Source organism: Sphingorhabdus sp. (genome assembly GCF_050921905.1).
Classification (GTDB): domain Bacteria; phylum Pseudomonadota; class Alphaproteobacteria; order Sphingomonadales; family Sphingomonadaceae; genus Sphingorhabdus_B.
Genome location: NZ_CP050888.1, coordinates 2,060,651 through 2,078,639, shown reverse-complemented (window position 1 = coordinate 2,078,639; position 17,989 = coordinate 2,060,651). Strand labels below are relative to the sequence as shown.

The following is a 17,989-nucleotide window of genomic DNA, read 5'->3' as shown; positions in this document are numbered from 1 at the left end:
AACCATATGAACGGAAGTCCGAAATGTCTACCTATGAAGCTCGCCTCGCCGCCCTGCGCGCGCAATTGAAGAAAGAACAACTGGACGGCTTTGTTGTGCCAATCTGCGACGAACATATGTCGGAATATGTCGGCGATTATGCGCAACGGCTTGGCTGGCTCACGGGTTTTGGCGGGTCTGCTGGGTCAGCGGTGGTATTGTCTGAACAGGCGGCGATCTTCACCGATGGCCGTTACACGTTGCAGGTGCGCGAACAAGTCGATGGCAAAAACTGGCAATATGTGGGCGTGCCGCAAACAAGCATCGCCGACTGGTTGCACGAACATGCCCCGGGTGGCGCGCGCATCGGCTATGACGCATGGGTCCATACCAAAGGCTGGGTCGAAAGCGCGACCAAGGCACTGGCCACCAAGGGCGCTGAACTCGTTGCGGTCAAAAGCAATCCAATCGACAGGGTGTGGGCCGAACAGCCGCAGAAAAGCGTGGCCAAGCTGATCGTACATGACACCCAATATGCAGGGCAGAGCAGCGCCGAAAAACGTGCCGCTGTGGCCGAGTGGCTAACGGCGAATAAGCTCGATAGCACCGTCATTTCCGCGCTCGATTCGGTGGCATGGTTACTGAACATCCGCGGCTCCGACGTGTCGAACACCCCCGTCGCGCTTAGCTTTGTGCTTGCCCATGCCGATGGCACGGCGGACCTTTTTGTCGCGCCCGAAAAGGTTGACGACGCGGTGCGCGCGCATCTGGGCAATGCCGTGCGCTTGCGCGATCCGTCTGAATTTGTGCCGGAACTGCGGTCGATGACCGGCAAGCGCATTGCCGTTGACCCCGACCGGGCGGTCGCCGCCATCTTTGGCGCACTGCAAGCTGGTGGCGCGCACATCATCGAGGCGCGCGACCCGACCATCCTGCCCAAGGCGGTCAAAAACCCTATCGAACAATCCGGCCACCGCGCCGCGCAAGCCCGCGATGGTGCAGCGTTAAGCCGGTTCCTGCATTGGATGCGCGAAACCGCGTATAAAGGCGAATTGAACGAATTGTCCGCCGCCGCACGGTTGAGGGCATTCCGCGAAGATACCGGCATGCTCAAGGATCTGTCGTTCGACACCATCTCGGCCACTGGCCCCAATGGCGCACATTGCCATTATAAAGTCGATGAAAGCACCAACCGCAGCATTGCCCCCAACAGCATCTATCTCGTCGATAGCGGCGGGCAGTATTTGGACGGCACCACCGACGTTACCCGCACCATCTGGGTCGGCCCGGGCGAACCCACCGCCGAGATGAAGGACCGCTTCACCCGCGTTCTCAAGGGCCATATTGCCTTGGCCTGCGCCGTCTTTCCCGAAGGCACCAGAGGCGCGCAATTGGACAGCATGGCGCGTGCCTCACTCTGGCAGGCTGGCCTCGATTACGCCCATGGCACGGGCCATGGCGTCGGCAGCTTCCTTGCGGTGCATGAAGGGCCACAACGCATTGCCAAATTCGCTGGCGGGCAAGCGGGCAGCGACGAGCCATTGCAAGCGGGCATGATCCTGTCGAACGAGCCCGGTTACTACAAACAAGGCGAATATGGCATCCGCATCGAAAATCTTGTGCTGGTCGAGGAACGCGCGATTGCAGGCGCAGAAGGCCGCTATTTCGGCTTTGAAACACTGACCTTCGCGCCGATTGACAAGAATTTGGTGGACGTCAGTTTACTCAACGCCGACGAACTGCGCTGGTGGAATGATTACCACATTAAGGTGCTTGCGATTGTCGGGCCACAGTTGGAGGGTGACGCTCTGGCATGGGCGACGGAGGCTTGTGCGCCGTTAACGGACTTATAAAGCTATAAGCTCGGCGATGTCTGCGCGTTTGGTGATTTAGGGAGCGTTTTAGTTGTTACCTGCTTCTGTCAGCCATGAAGGGCTAACCTACGATCTACAACATTTGAAACAGCGATTCTCTGAATTCTCATGGAGAACTTCGGACGGTCTGAATTTGTTGTTTAGTGTTCGGGTTCGCTATTCCGATCATTGTATATCGGAGATTGTGAGCTTGCCAATCCAGCCGAGTTGCTATGTTTTTGGTAGCGCGCCGCAATTAAGGGTTTTCGACACTGATCGGTATAACTGGTCGCTCGAATTGCCCGCGATTGTTGATGCGCTGTTCACTAAGCCGACCTCGCCAATTCAGATGACACCTGAACATAACGGCTATATTTTCCGACTGCGAATGAACCACCCGCTGCCCACCGGGGAAAAATATTACTGTTTTATCCGATTGAAGCGTTTTCACAATTTTGTAGATGGGGAACACCCAGTCAAGTTGGACTTGTTTGTAGAGAGTGCTTATTCCCGTCAAACGGAACCGATTAGAAGCAACGAACGGACAATGTTTGGTCGCTTGGCTGAGAGACTTGTAATTTGATAAAAAAAGGGCGGCAAAAGCCGCCCTTAAAATTCCTCGACAAACCAAACTCGAGAGTTCACCGCCATAAGCAAGTGCGTAAGATTCCCTACGGGATCAGCGCTTTCAGGAATTGTTCCCTTAGTCGATCTATCGCTGATGGATGATCTGCTAGACATGAAAATTTAAAATGTCAATGAAAATGGTATCTCTAGTTATACACACTCATACCTTATGATGCGCACCCAAGCTTGCGCGGATGCGGTCGAGCGTTGCTTTGCGGATGGCCTTTTTGTTCCATGCATATGCAGGGGCGGGGAGCTGCGCGAGTTGGCCGGCAACGGCTAAGGCTTTCGCTTCCACCTCATTTGCTGGTGCCAGCATCTCCAGATAGCCCGCCTCAACCGCGCCTTCGGGGTTATAAATAAAGCCCTGCACCATCGCGCGGGTCAGATGTGCTGGATGTAGCCGATCCCGCGCCAGCTCCATTGCAAAGATGGGCAAGTTCATACCCGTAATAGCTTCATTCGCGCCGATTTTATAGTCGCCCGCGGTGCCAATACGCGTGTCGCACGCGTGCAGGATGAACACGCCCATGGCGATCGCATGGCCAGTGCAGGCCGCCACCACGGGCAGCGGTCCGCCATACAGGCGCAACAACAGTTCCGCGCCCGCATCCAGCAACTTATACACGCCATCAGGGCCAAGGCTGGCAAAAGCGTTCAGGTCAAATCCGCCGGAGAACCGCCCTGCACGTCCAGTCAGGACAATCGCTTTTGCTTCGGCCTCGGCGGTGTCGAGCGCTGCGTTTAGAGCCGCCAACATGTCGAAGTTGATCGCATTGGCCTTATTATCGTCCATGCGGATCAAGGCGATGTCGTTGGCGATCTCGACTGTGGCGGACATATTGGCTCTCCCTTGGTGTATTCAAACGTCTAAAGCCCCGCTTTACGTTCACGTCAACTTGAAAAGTTGTGCGCGCCGTCTCACACCCCCGGCATTGTTCCAGCACAGCCCTACACCGGACCAACACCCGAATATTTGAGGAACCCCCATGACCCAGACATTTTCCGAATACACCCCCGCCGACGTCTGGGAATGGAATACCGAAAATGGCGGCCAGTTCGCCAATATCAACCGGCCAATTGCAGGCCCCACCCATGACAAAGAACGCCCAGTCGGCAAACACCCGATGCAGCTATATTCTCTGGCCACGCCCAATGGCGTGAAGGTCACCGTAATGCTTGAGGAGTTGTTGGCGCTTGGCCATCAAGGCGCAGAATATGATGCGTGGCTGGTCAACATCCGTGACGGCAACCAGTTTTCCAGCGGCTTTGTCGGCGCCAACCCCAATTCCAAAATCCCCGCTTTGTTCGATCATTCAACGCCCACGCCAACGCGGGTTTTCGAATCAGGATCGATCCTTTTGTATCTGGCGGAGAAATTCGGTGCGTTCCTCCCGACAGAGCATCACGCACGAACCGAGACCATCAACTGGCTGATGTGGCAAATGGGCAGTGGTCCTTATCTGGGCGGCGGTTTTGGTCATTTTTATGCCTATGCGCCGTTTAAGATCGAATATGCCATTGACCGTTTTGCCATGGAGGTAAAACGGCAATTGGACGTTCTTGACCGCAATTTGGCAGAGCGGAAATATATGGCGGGTGACGCTTACACCATTGCAGATATGGCGATTTGGCCTTGGTATGGCGCGCTGGTCAAAGGATTGATTTACAATGCGGGGGCGTTCCTTTCGGTGCATGAATATAAAAATGTCATTCGCTGGACCGATCAGATCGCCGAGCGGCCTGCCGTCAAACGCGGGCGCATGGTCAACCGCATCATGGGCGACCCCGCCAGCCAGTTGCACGAACGGCATGACGCAAGCGATTTCGATACCAAGACTCAGGATAAGATTGCGGGGGGAGCCTGAGGGCATCGACCGTTAGGAGCGCGTCAGCGCCGTAAAGAGCTTGGCCGGAATGTGCGGCCCGGCGCGTCTTATTTATCGAGATGTTATATCAACCGACCGAAGCGTGAATTCCGCGCCGAGTTGATTGCTGCCGCCTGCTGCCTGCAATGTCAGCAACTGGTTCGGGCAGGTCTTATCAATATTGAAATCCTGAACTTGCGCAAAATTTCCTCGACGCACAGGTGTTGAGACAAACCATTTGCCGACATTACCTGGGGCGAAAATACACTGCAAATCCCAGCGAATTTCTGCGTCAGACACCCCTTCGAGCGCCGAATATCGTGCCTGAAAGCGGTAATTTCCGGGTTGAAGGAAAAACATTTTGCGCATCACTTCGCCGCGCTCCCCCGACCCTGCAAAAGCAGAAAGCGAAACCCGTCCCTTAGTGTCGGGTTGCGAAAATGATCCGCCAATGCCGACATTTTCTACGACCTGCCAGCCCATGGCGGGATAACGCACATTAACCGTGTCTTTGGTGAGCGCCGCCGATTGGAAGGCCGCAGGCTTGCTACCGTTGAGGGTGAGATAATATTGCCGGAACGCCGGAAATTTATTCTTGGCCGCCAACTGCCCGAGCAAGGCATTGGACAAATTTTGATAGACCTCTTCTTCAGGCAGTCCCCCGGCCTTCACCAAAACATCGGCCAAATTCGCGGGGTTTTCGACGGTATTGATGGCTTCGCTAAGATAAGATGGCAGCCAGATGGGCGCTTGCCGAACAATGGGTGCCAATGCAACGCGCACTTCAGGGTCGCTGAGCGCGCCGGTCAATGTCGGGAACAATATCGGGAAGCTGCTGGGTGTTGTGCGCATCGCGATGTCGTAATGATACAGCGCCTGTTTCTTGTCCCCCCGCGCCACGGCATCCTCGATCAGCCATAATTGCGTGCCAAAGTCCCGACGGGATACTTTGTGTGACAGCAACATCAACTCACGTGCTTTTTTGGCGTCGCCCCGCACATCCGCGACATAGCCCAGCAAACGAATGGCAACCGGGTTTAGCGCACCGCCGCGTAGCGACTGCTTCGCCATTGCTTCAACCTTGGCCAAGGTTGCAGGATCTTGCTTTTCGGCAAACATTTCGTCGGCTTTGCGTGATAATGCCAAGGGATGGTCCGGCACATATCGTAACGCGACATCGGGGTTGCGATCCCACGTAATGTTGGCCACCGCATGGATGAAGGAAAGCCATGCGAGATAGCCTGTGACAACCAATATGAGCGTGGTTTTTATCCAAAAAAACGGCGATTTCTGGCGCAAGGCCGAAAAACGCGTGGGGCCTTTTCGTTTTCTCGACATGGGTTCGCGCGTTTCCTTTAGGAAGGTCACAGATTGGCGGAGACGGAGGGATTCGAACCCTCGGTACCGGATTTACCAGTACGACGGTTTAGCAAACCGTTGGTTTCAGCCACTCACCCACGTCTCCTGTGCGCTTGGCATCGGCGGCCTATAGCGGCCCAAGCATCTGGCTGCAATGGTTATTGACACAGGCGACGGATAAGAAGAAAACTAGGGGCGCAGGTTCAATTTAGCGCGCATTGGACCCGCATTGTCGCCTGTTCATCATGCGCTCATCCAGCTAGTCCATAGCGTGGGAATTATAACTTTTGAGGTGGGGCCGCATGTTTTTGGCGAAAATAGGATTACACAAACCGATGCATTACCTGTTGGTGCTGCTGGCGGCAGGCGCGCTTTTTGCTTCGCCCGTGAATGCACAGATCAGTAATGTTGATCCGAATGACGCGATTGACGCGGACCTTGGCACGCCGCCCGCTGGCCCAGATACCAGCACACAAGCTGCGCCAATGGCGCAAGGCGAAACGGTCGTGCAAGACGGTGTGCCAACCGACGCAATGCCCGCAGATGGCTCTGGCACCCAACCCGGCGTTGAAGTAGCGCAAATGGCTGTGCCGGCAGGCGATACATATCAAAAGGACGACCTCATTGGCGCCGCTGAAGGCGTGTTTGGAAAAGGCGCACAAGGACTCGCTTTGCTGATTGAGGATATCCTAAAAAAACAAGGTCGCCCCAATGGATATATTGTGGGGCGTGAAGGCGGCGGCGCTTTTTTAGTCGGCCTTCGTTATGGGTCCGGCACATTGAACCACCGCGTGGAAGGCGAAAAGCCGGTCTATTGGACCGGCCCCTCCATTGGTCCTGACGCAGGGGCAAATGCAGGAAGCACCTTCATTTTGGTCTATAACCTGTTCGATACAGAAGACATCTACGGACGCTTCCCAGCGGCCGAGGGCGCTGCCTATCTGGGTGGCGGTTTTAACGCCAGCTACCTGCGTCGCGGCGATGTCGCATTGATCCCGATCCGGGTCGGTGCAGGACTTCGGCTTGGCGCGAATATAGGGTATATGCGCTTTTCCAAAAAGCAGCGCTGGCTTCCCTTTTAACGCACGCGGATATCCTCCATCCGTTTGAGATAGCGGGCCAGCACGTCAATTTCCAAATTGACGTGCCGCCCGACATCAAGCGTGTCTAATGTCGTCATCTGCGCCGTGTGCGGAATGATATTCAGCATGAAATGCGCAGACCCATCGGCTTGATCTGCAATGTCATTAACCGTGAGCGATACGCCGTCCACGGTGATCGAGCCCTTGGCCGCGATATAAGCCGCAAGGCTGGACGGAGCCGCAACCGTGACTTTCCAACTGTCCCCAATGGTTTCGCTGGCGACGATGTGTCCAACACCATCGACATGACCAGTAACAATATGCCCACCCAGTTCATCGCCGACTTTTAAGGCGCGTTCGAGGTTCAGTCGGGTACCTTGTTCCCACATACCAGCTGCTGTGCGCGAAACGGTTTCTGCCGATGCGTCAATCGCGAACCATCCATCGCCTTTATCAACGACAGTCAGGCACACACCCGAACAGGCAATCGAGGCCCCAATGGCAACGCTATCCATATCATAGGCGCAGGATATGACGAGGCGCAGGTCACCGCGCTGTTCGGATGTCCGAATGCTGCCGACGTCCGTGATGATACCTGTAAACATATATGCTGCACCCTTTTCCTAATTCGTTTTTTCGTAGACTTCGAGACGGTCCTTGCCAAGGCTGCGGGCATCCGAAATCTGCCAGATTCCATGGGCATCCTGAAGTTGGGTAAGCCCGATGTCGTTCAAACATGCCTTGCCAGCGCCAAGCAATATCGGCGCGCGATACAGCATGAGCCTGTCGACTAGGCCGTCACGCAAGAACGCGGCCGCTGTCGCAGCGCCGCCTTCAATCAGCAAAGTGTTGCAGCCCAATTTCGCAATATCCTGCGGGGTTCGAATAACCTCCCAGCCCGGCGGCGCGGCGGCGCTGCCAAGCATGATCCTGCGGGGTTGGTATGCACCCAGCCCTGCGAGCCGGACGTTCAATTGCGGTGCATCGGCACGGACGGTCCCTGCCCCCAATAACATTGCGTCGGTGCGTGCCCGTTCGACATGGCTATGCGCGCGCGCAACGTCGCCAGTGATCCACCGGCTGCTGCCATCCGCCATCGCGATTTGGCCGTCTAGCGAGCTTGCGATCTTCAAGGTTACAAAAGGGCGGCCGCGATCTATCCGGCTCATAAAGCCAGCCAAGCTTTGCCGCGCTTGGGATGCCATGACGTCAGTGGTGACCGCAATTCCCGCAGCTTTGAGCGCCTCCATGCCAGCGCCAGCAGTGCGTGGATCGCGGTCTTGCAATGCAATAACAACTCTCGCGGGCTCTGCTTCGGTCAATAATTGCGCACAAGCCGGGCCGCGTTGTGACATATGTGTGCAGGGTTCCAGCGTGACGTAGATTGTACTGCCGCGCGCCGCTTCTCCAGCTTGCGCCAGTGCCATGGCCTCTGCATGTGGACGGCCACCGGGCTGCGTCCACCCGCGTCCTATGACCCGGCCGTCTTTCACGATGATACAGCCAACGGAAGGATTCTGACCGGTTCGCCCAACACCGCGTTCAGCGAGCGACAAAGCGGCCGCCATGAACCGAAGGTCGCTGGCGATAGCTATTGCCCCGCTCCTAAAGAAGCCGGAGCCGCATCGGCTTTCTTTGCCTCCTGCGCGCTTTGTGCATCGCGATCTATCTTGTCGACGTCCATCCCGACCGCCCGTCCAAATGCCTTATACGCTTCCTTTTCACGGGCGCGCATTTCGTCTTTGTACTTTTGGCGTTCGGCAATTGCTGCCTTAGTTTCTTCAAGCGAGCGTGTGGCGGGCCAGCTTTCAATATAAATGATCTCGCGCGGCGGTGGCGTAGCCTTCTCGATGGAATCGAGATAAAATGTGTACATGATGATAGCCGTCGGCACGCAGGCCGCCAAAAACAGCCAAGGGCTGTGCCGGCCGGACGTGCGCAGAAACCCCACCAGGTCGCTGCCTGCGTTGCGGAACGATACATCTTTGAAAAACGCCATGGCACTCCAATAAGGCGCACGCGGCGCGATTTCCAGTGTCCACTTACAGGACGCGCAGATTATCCGCCGCTGCGGAAGGCGTTGGTGATCGGGTAACGCCGGTCGCGGCCAAAATTGCGGGTCCCAAGCTTTACGCCCGGCGGTGCCTGCCGCCGTTTATACTCGGCGAGATAGAGCAAATGTTCGATCCGCGTGACCGCGTCCCTGTCAAAGCCAAGCGCGACAACCTCATCCACGGACCGCTCCTCCTCCACCAATGCATGCAGCATCTTATCGAGAATGGGGTAATCGGGCAGCGAATCGCTGTCTTTCTGGTCCGGTCGCAATTCTGCGCTGGGTGGCTTGGTGATGATATTGTCGGGAATCACTGGCCCGTCACGGCCAAGGGCAAATCTTGGTTTATGGCCATTCCGCCATTTTGAAATGGCAAAGACGGTCATTTTATAAGCGTCCTTCAACGGATTATATCCGCCCGCCATGTCACCATAGATCGTCGCATAGCCGACGCTCATCTCGCTTTTGTTACCGGTCGTCAGCAGCATGTGGCCAAATTTGTTGGACAACGCCATGAGCGTGACGCCCCGGATTCGCGACTGGATATTTTCTTCGCTAATGTCGACATCGCGGTCGGCGAAACTGCCCGACAGCATATCGTCAAACGCCTCGACTGCTGGCGAAATGGGGATAGTGTCGATCTTGCACCCGATCATCGCGGCGCATTCGGCGGCGTCATGTAGGCTCAATTGGCTGGTGTAGCGACTGGGCAGCATGACGCACCAGACGCGATCCGGTCCAAGCGCGTCTGCGGCGATAGCGGCACATAATGCGCTGTCGATGCCGCCCGACATGCCAAGCACCACGCCTGGAAAGCGATTGGTGTCGACATAATCGCGCAAGCCAACGACCATCGCGCTATAGATATCGGCGGGATGCTCCTCCCAAAGCGCCTTAGGGCCATCTGCACATTCCCAGCCTCCCGCGCTGCGGTGCCAATGCGTCATGCGCAGATGTTCTTCCCAGTCAGGCAGGCGGTGCGCAACTGCGCCATCGGCATTCAGCACGAAGGAGCTGCCGTCAAAGACCAGCTCATCCTGTCCGCCGACGCGGTTCAGGAACATTAATGGCAATCCGGTTTCGCGAACCCGCGCAGCAAACACTTGCTCCAGCCGCCGGTCATCCTTGTCGATTTCATAGGGGCTACCATTGGTCGAAATCAGCAGTTCCGCGCCGCGTTCCTTTAAGTGCAGGCTAACGGGCTCCAACCAGCCATCTTCGCAAATAGGCACACCCAGACGCACACCGCGAAATTCGACAGGCTCTGGCAACGGACCCGCCGCAAAAATCCGCTTTTCATCAAAAGTCCCGTAATTGGGCAATTCATGCTTGTATCGCACAGCGGCAATCCGTCCGCCGTCCAGCAAGGCAATGCCGTTATACAACGCGCCATCATCCATAAAAATCGAGCCAACGAGCATCGCTGGCCCGCCGTCCGCGGTTGCAGCCGCGAGTTTGGCCAATTGTTCGGCGGCCCGTGCCGCAAATGCAGGCTTCAGCACCAGATCTTCGGCCGGATAGCCAATCAGTTGCTGTTCAGGAAACACGATCAGATCAACTGGCCCGGCCTTTACGCGCCACTCCAGCATTGCGGCCGCGTTACCTGCAAGGTCGCCGACGCGCTGATTAAGCTGCGCCATTGCAATATTAAGCTGATTTGTCATGTCTCCACCCTTATTGTCCACAAACTAGCGGAGCAAGCCGATTGTCAGGCCAGCCTCGCATCGCTAGAGCGTCATAAAAGATCCTGGGGACACGCATATGAAGTTAATGACAGGCAACAGCAACCTGCCGCTGGCGCAGGGTATTGCCGATTATATGAAATTGCCGCTGACCAACGCCAGCGTTCGTCGTTTCGCCGACAATGAAATTTTCGTAGAAATTCACGAAAATGTCCGCGGCGAAGATATGTTTGTGATTCAATCCACCAGCCATCCCGCAAATGACAATTTGATGGAACTGCTGATCATGATCGACGCGTTGCGCCGTGCGTCGGCCAAGCGCATTACAGCCGTTTTGCCCTATTTCGGCTATGCGCGTCAGGATCGGAAGCCCGGACCGCGCACGCCCATTTCTGCCAAGCTCGTTGCCAATCTCATTACCGAGGCGGGCGCCGACCGGGTGTTGACCGTTGATTTGCACGCTGGCCAGATTCAGGGCTTTTTTGATATTCCCACTGACAATCTCTATGGCGCGCCCGTCATGAGCGCGGACATATTGGAGCGGCACGGCGACAAAAACATCACTGTCGTATCCCCCGATGTTGGCGGCGTTGTCCGCGCCCGCGCGCTCGCCAAACGCCTCGACGACGCGCCGCTTGCAATCGTCGACAAGCGACGCGAAAAAGCAGGTGTATCCGAAGTTATGAACATCATCGGCGACGTAAAGGACCGCTTCTGCATCCTGATCGACGACATTGCCGACAGCGCTGGCACATTGTGCAATGCCGCCGACGCCTTGAAAGCGGCCGGCGCGTCCGATGTTGTTGCCTATATCACGCATGGCGTATTGTCTGGTGAGGCCGTCAACCGCGTCAACGCATCGTCGTTACGAAAGTTGGTCATCACCGATTCGATTAGGGCGTCGGATGCCGCCAATGCGAGCACGAAAATCCGCCAGCTTCCGATTGCGCCCTTGTTGGGTGAGGCGATCAAGCGGATTACGGACGAAAGCTCGGTTAGCTCCCTGTTCGATTAATGACACCTGCCGATATCCTCCTTGCCAATCGCTTGGCGGATGCCGCCGGGCAAGCAATCCGCCCGTTTTTCCGGTCAACCTTCGCACAGGAAACAAAGTCAGATGCCTCGCCCGTTACTGAGGCTGACCGCGCAGGCGAAAGCGCCATCCGCCGGATATTGGATGCTGAATGCCCGCGCGACGGTATCATTGGCGAAGAATTTGGCGAAAAAAGCGGCACTTCTGGCCGAAGCTGGATTATCGATCCAATCGATGGCACAATCAGCTTCATGGCCGGGCGGCCCATATTTGGAACGCTGATTGCCTTGCTAGAGGATAATTGGCCGGTGCTTGGCGTCATTGACCAATGCATAAACGGCGAACGCTGGGTTGGCGCGGCGGGCTATCCGACAACGCTGAACGGCGCGCCGGTGCAAACCCGATCGTGCAGGGCGCTTGCCGCAGCGACCCTAGCGACGTCTGGACCGCAATATTTCAATCAGCATGACGGCGACCAATTTAGGGAGCTTGCCGCCCGAACGGCGCACAAAAAAATGCTGTTTGGCGGTGATTGTTATAATTACGCATTGCTCGCCAGCGGCCATATCGACCTCGTTGTGGAAGCAGGCTTGAAACTTCATGACTTTGCTGCTTTGATTCCTGTGGTAACGGGCGCAGGGGGCATGATGAGCGACTGGTCGGGGGAGCCGCTTCACGGAGCTTCGGATGGACAGGTAATTGCGGTGGGCGATCCGGCGCGCCTTGACGATGTACTTGAGGCACTTGCATGCCATCATTAGCGATCGCAGGTACCATTCAATTCATTTTACCAGCCAAGCCGCTTCGGCGCTATCTTTCCACTTATTATTTCCTTGATACGGGCAGCAACGGTTCGGAACAGGAGGATTTCCTCTATCCTGAATGGGCAACAGTGCGTTTTGCCCTGCGCGGGCAAGCAAGGGGCAACACTGTCGGCTTGGATCCGCTCGATATTCCCGCAGACAGCATTTCTGGGCCAACGGGCCGGGCCGCATTGGTGCGCTTTCGCAACATACAGCTTGTCGGGCTGGGATTATTGCCTTTGGGTTGGTATCGGATCGTTGGCTGTCCGGCAGATCGTTGGGCCGACAGAGTAAGTGCGGTGGATGCGGCCCCTGAATTCGCGCGGCTTGCGCAGTTAAGGCACCAAATAGACGGGATCACCGATCCGGAGCAAATTGCAGCGCTGTTCGATCACGTCATGCTGCAATCCCTTGGCGACCCCGACCCGCTGGAAGCGGAAATTGACAACATCCACCACGCCATAGCCAACCCCGAGATCGGCAATGTGCGCGACCTTGCAGAAGCCTCTGGTATGGGCCAACAACGGCTTGAGCGGCTCGCGCGCCGGATCTTCGGTTTTCCGCCCAAATTCATGCTGCGTCGCCAACGTTTTTTGCGAACATTGGCCAATGCCATGCAGCATCCGGATCTGAAATGGTCCGATGCGATGGACGGACAATATTTTGACCAAGCCCATTTTAATCGTGAATTCCATCAATTCATGGGCATGTCCCCTGGCCATTATCTCGCCATGCCGCGCGCGATCAGCAGCGCATCGATCCATGCACGCGCGCAGCAGGTGGGTCAGCCGCTGCAAGCATTGCAGCTTCCGGAGCCTTCGTACGGGCAATAGACTTGCATTCGCATGCGAATCCCGCTAGGCGCGCGCCTTCCGAATAAGCGGGCTGGCCAATAGGGCTGCCATGTCGGCTTGATACGGACTCAACAAAGGAGACCAAAATGCCCAAGCTCAAGACCAAGAGCGGTGTGAAGAAACGCTTCAAAATCACCGCAACAGGCAAGATCAAACATGGCGTCGTTGGAAAGCGGCACCGTTTGAGCAGCCATAATGCGAAGTATATCCGCCAAAACCGAGGCACCAGCGTGATCTCTGATCCCGATGCCAAGACAATCAAGAAATGGGCGCCCTACGGTCTGTAAGACTGCGCGTACGTTTTTTAACTAAAGGATATAGATTATGGCACGCGTCAAACGTGGTGTGACCACCAAAGCCAAACATAAAAGAATTTTAGAGCAGGCGAAGGGCTATTATGGCCGTCGCAAAAATACGATCCGCGTTGCACGCCAAGCCGTCGAAAAGGCCGGCCAATATGCATATCGCGACCGTAAGGTAAACAAGCGGAACTTCCGCGCATTGTGGATCCAGCGCATCAACGCCGCAGTCCGCGCCGAAGGCATGACCTACGGCGTGTTCATGCATGGTTTGAAGCTTGCTGGCGTAGAGCTGGACCGGAAAGTGCTTGCAGATCTTGCGATGCACGAAGCCGCGATGTTTAGCACCATCATTGCGCAGTCGAAAGCGGCGCTGTCTAAGGCAGCTTAAGCCTCTCACTTCGATACATGCGCAAAAGGGCGTGGGCGGCACTTGCCGTTCGCGCCCTTTTGCTTATGCAGTTCAGGCAGTGAATTTTACCCTCGTCATCCCCGCGCAGGCGGGGATCCAACTCCGGACATCTTTATGCACGCGGACTTCCAACCGACAGTCTACATCTTAGCAAGCCGCCGCTACGGGACGTTATATGTGGGCGTCACATCGCATCTGATGCAACGACTGCATCAGCACCGCGAAGGCATATTTGAAGGCTTTACCGCCGACCATAATGTAAAGATGCTTATTTGGTACGAACAGCATGCCACAATGGAAACGGTAATATTGCGGGAAAAGCAGATCAAGAAATGGAATAGGCAGTGGAAAATCAACCTGATCGAGATGGAAAACCCGAATTGGCGCGATTTGGCGGTTGATTTGGGCTTTCCAACTCTGCCATCGCGGAAGCTGTGAAATTTAGGAACGTGCGGGAGTTAGATTCCCGCCTTCGCGGGAATGACGAAATTATGGATATTGAGGCAATCGGCAAACGACTGATGCAATTGGTCGAGAGGTCGAAAGACATGGACGAGCTGGAATCCGCACGCATTGCGGTGCTGGGAAAAAACGGCGAGTTAACTGCTCTGTTAAAGACGCTCGGTTCAATGTCGCCCGAGGAACGGCAAACCCAAGGGCCGATCATCAACGGTTTGCGTGAAAGCATCACAACCGCGCTCACAGCAAAGAAGGCAGATGTTGAAACGGCAGAGCTAAACCGCCGCCTCGCCACCGAGCGTGTCGACATGACGCTGCCTGCGCCAGACGCCCCGCGTGGGACCATCCACCCCGTTAGCCAAGTTATGGACGAGCTGGCAGAGATTTTCGCCGATATGGGCTTTGCCGTGGCCGAGGGGCCGGAAATTGAGGATGACTGGCACAATTTCACCGCACTCAACATTCCCGAAACGCATCCGGCCCGCGCGATGCACGACACATTTTATTTCCCCGACGATATGGCCCGCGATGGCCAAAAAATGGTGTTGCGCACGCACACATCGCCCGTGCAAATCCGCACCATGACGTCACAGGAACCACCCATCCGCATCATCGCGCCGGGCCGCGTCTACCGCAGCGACAGCGATGCAACGCATACGCCGATGTTCCACCAGATTGAAGGCCTTGTCATCGACAAGGGCATCCATCTGGGCCATCTGAAATGGACGCTGGAGACATTTTTAAAGGCCTATTTCGAACGCGAGGATGTCGTCCTGCGTCTGCGCCCAAGCTATTTCCCATTCACCGAGCCTTCGGTGGAGGTTGATGTCGGCTATTCCGTCATTAACGGCAAACGCGTTATCGGCGGGGCCGAAGGCTGGATGGAAGTGCTGGGTTCCGGAATGGTCCACCGTAAGGTTATTGCGGCCTGCGGGCTTGATCCCGATGTGTGGCAGGGCTTTGCCTTTGGCACAGGCGTCGATCGTCTGGCGATGCTGAAATATGGCATGGATGATCTGCGTGCGTTTTTTGATGGCGATAATCGCTGGCTGCAACATTATGGGTTCAATGCGCTCGATGTACCGACGCTAAGCGGAGGCGTAGGCGCATGAAATTCTCAACGCTTTTGATTCTGGGCCCCGGATCGCTGTCCGGGGCACGAAAGGGATACTGTCAATGAAATTCTCCCTTTCGTGGCTTAAAGAGCATCTCGACACCGACGCGGATATGCCAGCCGTCGCTGACTGCCTGAACCGCATTGGTTTGGAAGTCGAAGGTATTGAAAACCCGGCTGACGCCTTGTCCGCCTTCCGCATTGCAAGGGTCATCAGCGCCGCCCCGCACCCGCAAGCGGACAAGCTGCAAGTCCTGTCAGTCGACGCAGGCGGGGAACCGCTTCAGGTTGTATGCGGCGCGCCTAACGCGCGTGCAGGCATGCTTGGCGTCTTTGGCCCGGCTGGCGCAGTGGTACCCGCCAATGGCATGCTGCTGAAGGTAGCGGCCATCCGCGGCGTCGAATCGAACGGCATGATGTGTTCCATTGCTGAGCTTGAACTTGGCGATGACCATGATGGTATTATCGAACTTCCAGACGATGCGCCAGTCGGGCAAGTCTATGCTGATTGGGCGGGTCTTGACGACCCGGTCATCGATGTCAGCATTACGCCCAATCGGCAGGATTGCATGGGCGTGCGTGGCATTGCGCGCGATCTGGCCGCAGCAGGGCTGGGCACGCTAAAGCCGCTGGGCGAGGTGTATAAAATTGACCTGTCCGCGCCCTTGGAGGGTAGCGACCCAGCGCCGAACGTCCGCACCGATGACGTAGCCGGCTGTCCGGCATTTTATGCGCAATCGGTCTTGGGCGTGCGCAATATTGACTCGCCGGAATGGATGCGCGCCAAGTTGAAAGCGATTGGCCAAAAGCCGATTTCTGCCTTGGTCGACATCACCAATTTCCTGTCGATTGACCTTGGCCGCCCCCTACACGTCTATGACCAAGATAAGCTAAAGGGTGCGCTGGTAGCGCGCAAAGCAGTGGACGGCGAACAGATGGTTGCGCTCAACGGCAAAAGCTACACGTTGGATGCCAGCATGACCGTCATAGCCGACGACGCGATGGTGCATGACATTGGCGGCATCATGGGCGGCGAACATAGCGGTGTTTCCGAAGGCACAACGAATGTCCTCATCGAATGCGCGTTTTTCGATCCTGAACATATTGCCCGCACGGGACAGAAGCTTGGCCTGACGAGCGACGCGCGCCAGCGTTTTGAGCGCGGCGTTGATCCCGCCTTTCTCGACGACGGGCTGGCAATTGCCACAAAGCTTGTTCTTGACCTGACCGGCGGCACCGCAAGCGCCATCACCCGCGCTGGCCAAGCGCCCGTTGCGCCGCGCATATTTTCTTATGATACCGATTATTGCCGCCGCCTCGGCGGGGTTGATGTGCCGCCAGAGGAACAGCGCAACATTCTTGAAAAACTTGGCTTTTCGGTCACATCGGACTGGAGCATAAGTGTGCCATCATGGCGTCGCGACGTTGATGGACCCGCCGATATTGTGGAAGAAGTTGTTCGCATGGTTGGCCTCGACAATGTCGTGTCGGTGCCATTGCCCCGCGCCGATGGCGTGGCCAAGCCCACCGCGACGCCCGCGCAATCCTTGGAACGCAAAGTCCGGCGCGCAGCGGCGGCACGCGGGCTGAATGAAGCCATCAACTGGTCCTTTCTGCCGCAAAAGGCGGCCGACGCCTTTGGTGGTGGCGCATGGGGCCTAGCTAACCCGATTTCCGAGGACATGAAGGTCATGCGACCTTCTTTGTTGCCTGGGCTGCTTTCGGCGGCACAACGCAACATGGATCGCGGCGCATCTTCGGTTCGGCTATTCGAGATTGGGCGGCGCTACTTCGTTGGCACTGACGGCACGAGCGACGAGCGCGCAACTGCAGGAATCGTGCTGGCGGGTGAACGTTCGGCACGAAACTGGGCAGCGGGTAAGGCCGCACGCTTTGACGCTTTTGACGCAAAGGCAGAAGCGATTGCCTTGCTGAAGGCCGCAGGCGTCGCCACCGACGGCTTGCTGGTAATGGACGATGCGGGCGCGCATTATCATCCGGGGCAGTCGGCCACCTTGCGCATGGGGCCAAAAAACATATTGGCGGCCTTTGGCACTTTACACCCGGCAACTGCAAAGGCGTTCGACCTTGATGGCATTGTCGTGGCGGCGGAAATCTTTTTGGATGCCATACCGTTAAAGAAAGCGAGCGGCTTCATGCGGCCAGCGTTCACACCACCAGCGTTGCAAGCGGTGACGCGCGATTTTGCGTTTCTGGTCGCGGCAGACATGCCTGCGCATGATCTGGTTCGCGCCATAAAGGGTTGCGACAAGGATGATATCGTGGCGGTCCGCCTGTTCGACCGCTTCGCCGGACAAGGCGTGCCTGAAGGGCAAGTGAGCCTTGCGATTGAAGTTACGCTTCAGCCGACGGAAAAGAGCTATAGCGATGACGAACTGAAAGCCATTTCAGACAAGGTCATCGCCGCGGCCGCAAAATTGGGTGCAGTGCTGCGCGGATAAAAAGGGCCGGGCGATTGCCACTGATCTGCTGACAAACGGGTTGAAGCGTT

General features: G+C 56.5%; 18 protein-coding genes and 1 tRNA gene. 12 read left to right on the top strand and 7 right to left on the bottom strand.

From position 1 onward, the window contains the following. The first annotated feature begins 23 nt into the window (after positions 1 to 23). Complete coding sequence (locus HEQ18_RS10105) at positions 24 to 1,832, top strand: aminopeptidase P family protein (protein WP_432814615.1); 1,809 nt, start codon at positions 24 to 26, stop codon at positions 1,830 to 1,832. A 205-nt stretch (positions 1,833 to 2,037) separates the two neighbouring features. Next, a complete protein-coding gene (locus HEQ18_RS10100; RefSeq protein ID WP_432814614.1) occupies positions 2,038 to 2,415 on the top strand; it encodes a hypothetical protein in 378 nt (125 codons plus the stop codon). A 204-nt stretch (positions 2,416 to 2,619) separates the two neighbouring features. On the opposite strand, the gene HEQ18_RS10095 is transcribed toward HEQ18_RS10100, so the two are convergent. Beyond that, complete coding sequence (locus HEQ18_RS10095) at positions 2,620 to 3,300, bottom strand: crotonase/enoyl-CoA hydratase family protein (RefSeq protein ID WP_432814613.1); 681 nt, start codon at positions 3,298 to 3,300, stop codon at positions 2,620 to 2,622. A gap of 148 nt (positions 3,301 to 3,448) precedes the next feature. Here HEQ18_RS10095 and yghU point away from each other — a divergent pair, with 148 nt between their 5' ends. Beyond that, complete coding sequence (gene yghU, locus HEQ18_RS10090; RefSeq protein WP_432814612.1) at positions 3,449 to 4,327, top strand: glutathione-dependent disulfide-bond oxidoreductase; 879 nt, start codon at positions 3,449 to 3,451, stop codon at positions 4,325 to 4,327. A 72-nt stretch (positions 4,328 to 4,399) separates the two neighbouring features. Here yghU and HEQ18_RS10085 read toward each other — a convergent pair whose 3' ends face one another. Continuing rightward, complete coding sequence (locus tag HEQ18_RS10085; RefSeq protein ID WP_432814611.1) at positions 4,400 to 5,665, bottom strand: hypothetical protein; 1,266 nt, start codon at positions 5,663 to 5,665, stop codon at positions 4,400 to 4,402. 34 nt (positions 5,666 to 5,699) lie between these two features. Next, positions 5,700 to 5,792, bottom strand: a tRNA-Ser gene (locus HEQ18_RS10080). Positions 5,793 to 6,021: 229 nt separating this feature from the next. Here HEQ18_RS10080 and HEQ18_RS10075 point away from each other — a divergent pair. Further along, positions 6,022 to 6,768: a DUF1134 domain-containing protein gene (locus tag HEQ18_RS10075; RefSeq protein WP_432814610.1), complete on the top strand. Its 747-nt coding sequence runs from the start codon at positions 6,022 to 6,024 to the stop codon at positions 6,766 to 6,768. On the opposite strand, the gene HEQ18_RS10070 is transcribed toward HEQ18_RS10075, so the two are convergent. Genes HEQ18_RS10070 through HEQ18_RS10055 form a run of 4 tightly spaced genes read right to left on the bottom strand, consistent with a single transcriptional unit; the run spans position 6,765 to position 10,485 of the window. After that, complete coding sequence (locus tag HEQ18_RS10070) at positions 6,765 to 7,373, bottom strand: riboflavin synthase (RefSeq protein WP_432814609.1); 609 nt, start codon at positions 7,371 to 7,373, stop codon at positions 6,765 to 6,767. The genes HEQ18_RS10075 and HEQ18_RS10070 overlap by 4 nt on opposite strands. An 18-nt stretch (positions 7,374 to 7,391) precedes the next feature. Next, entirely contained in the window at positions 7,392 to 8,336 is a 945-nt protein-coding gene (gene ribD, locus HEQ18_RS10065; RefSeq protein WP_432814608.1) for a bifunctional diaminohydroxyphosphoribosylaminopyrimidine deaminase/5-amino-6-(5-phosphoribosylamino)uracil reductase RibD, read from the bottom strand. Positions 8,337 to 8,359: 23 nt separating this feature from the next. Beyond that, complete coding sequence (locus HEQ18_RS10060) at positions 8,360 to 8,767, bottom strand: hypothetical protein (protein ID WP_432814607.1); 408 nt, start codon at positions 8,765 to 8,767, stop codon at positions 8,360 to 8,362. 59 nt (positions 8,768 to 8,826) lie between these two features. After that, on the bottom strand, positions 8,827 to 10,485 hold the full coding sequence (locus tag HEQ18_RS10055; protein WP_432814606.1) for an NAD+ synthase: 1,659 nt from the start codon (positions 10,483 to 10,485) through the stop codon (positions 8,827 to 8,829). Between the two features lie 97 nt (positions 10,486 to 10,582). Between HEQ18_RS10055 and HEQ18_RS10050 the strand changes: the two genes are divergently transcribed. The 8 genes from HEQ18_RS10050 (at position 10,583) to pheT (ending at position 17,939) form a co-directional block, all read left to right on the top strand. Beyond that, positions 10,583 to 11,518: a ribose-phosphate pyrophosphokinase gene (locus tag HEQ18_RS10050; RefSeq protein ID WP_432814605.1), complete on the top strand. Its 936-nt coding sequence runs from the start codon at positions 10,583 to 10,585 to the stop codon at positions 11,516 to 11,518. After that, complete coding sequence (gene hisN, locus HEQ18_RS10045) at positions 11,518 to 12,297, top strand: histidinol-phosphatase (RefSeq protein WP_397605220.1); 780 nt, start codon at positions 11,518 to 11,520, stop codon at positions 12,295 to 12,297. The genes HEQ18_RS10050 and hisN overlap by 1 nt, the downstream gene beginning before the upstream one ends. Continuing rightward, complete coding sequence (locus HEQ18_RS10040) at positions 12,285 to 13,172, top strand: helix-turn-helix domain-containing protein (RefSeq protein WP_432814604.1); 888 nt, start codon at positions 12,285 to 12,287, stop codon at positions 13,170 to 13,172. The genes hisN and HEQ18_RS10040 overlap by 13 nt, the downstream gene beginning before the upstream one ends. 107 nt (positions 13,173 to 13,279) lie before the next feature. Next, positions 13,280 to 13,480, top strand: a complete 201-nt coding sequence (rpmI, locus tag HEQ18_RS10035) for a 50S ribosomal protein L35 (protein ID WP_125231188.1) — start codon at positions 13,280 to 13,282, stop codon at positions 13,478 to 13,480. 37 nt (positions 13,481 to 13,517) lie between these two features. Next, positions 13,518 to 13,883 (top strand): 50S ribosomal protein L20, encoded by a 366-nt coding sequence (gene rplT, locus HEQ18_RS10030; RefSeq protein ID WP_300038953.1) that lies wholly within the window; start codon positions 13,518 to 13,520, stop codon positions 13,881 to 13,883. A 135-nt stretch (positions 13,884 to 14,018) separates the two neighbouring features. After that, positions 14,019 to 14,342: a GIY-YIG nuclease family protein gene (locus tag HEQ18_RS10025; protein ID WP_432814603.1), complete on the top strand. Its 324-nt coding sequence runs from the start codon at positions 14,019 to 14,021 to the stop codon at positions 14,340 to 14,342. Positions 14,343 to 14,425: 83 nt separating this feature from the next. Further along, positions 14,426 to 15,475: a phenylalanine--tRNA ligase subunit alpha gene (pheS, locus tag HEQ18_RS10020; RefSeq protein WP_432815991.1), complete on the top strand. Its 1,050-nt coding sequence runs from the start codon at positions 14,426 to 14,428 to the stop codon at positions 15,473 to 15,475. 64 nt (positions 15,476 to 15,539) lie between these two features. Beyond that, a complete protein-coding gene (pheT, locus tag HEQ18_RS10015) occupies positions 15,540 to 17,939 on the top strand; it encodes a phenylalanine--tRNA ligase subunit beta (protein ID WP_432814602.1) in 2,400 nt (799 codons plus the stop codon). The last annotated feature ends 50 nt before the right edge of the window (positions 17,940 to 17,989 follow it).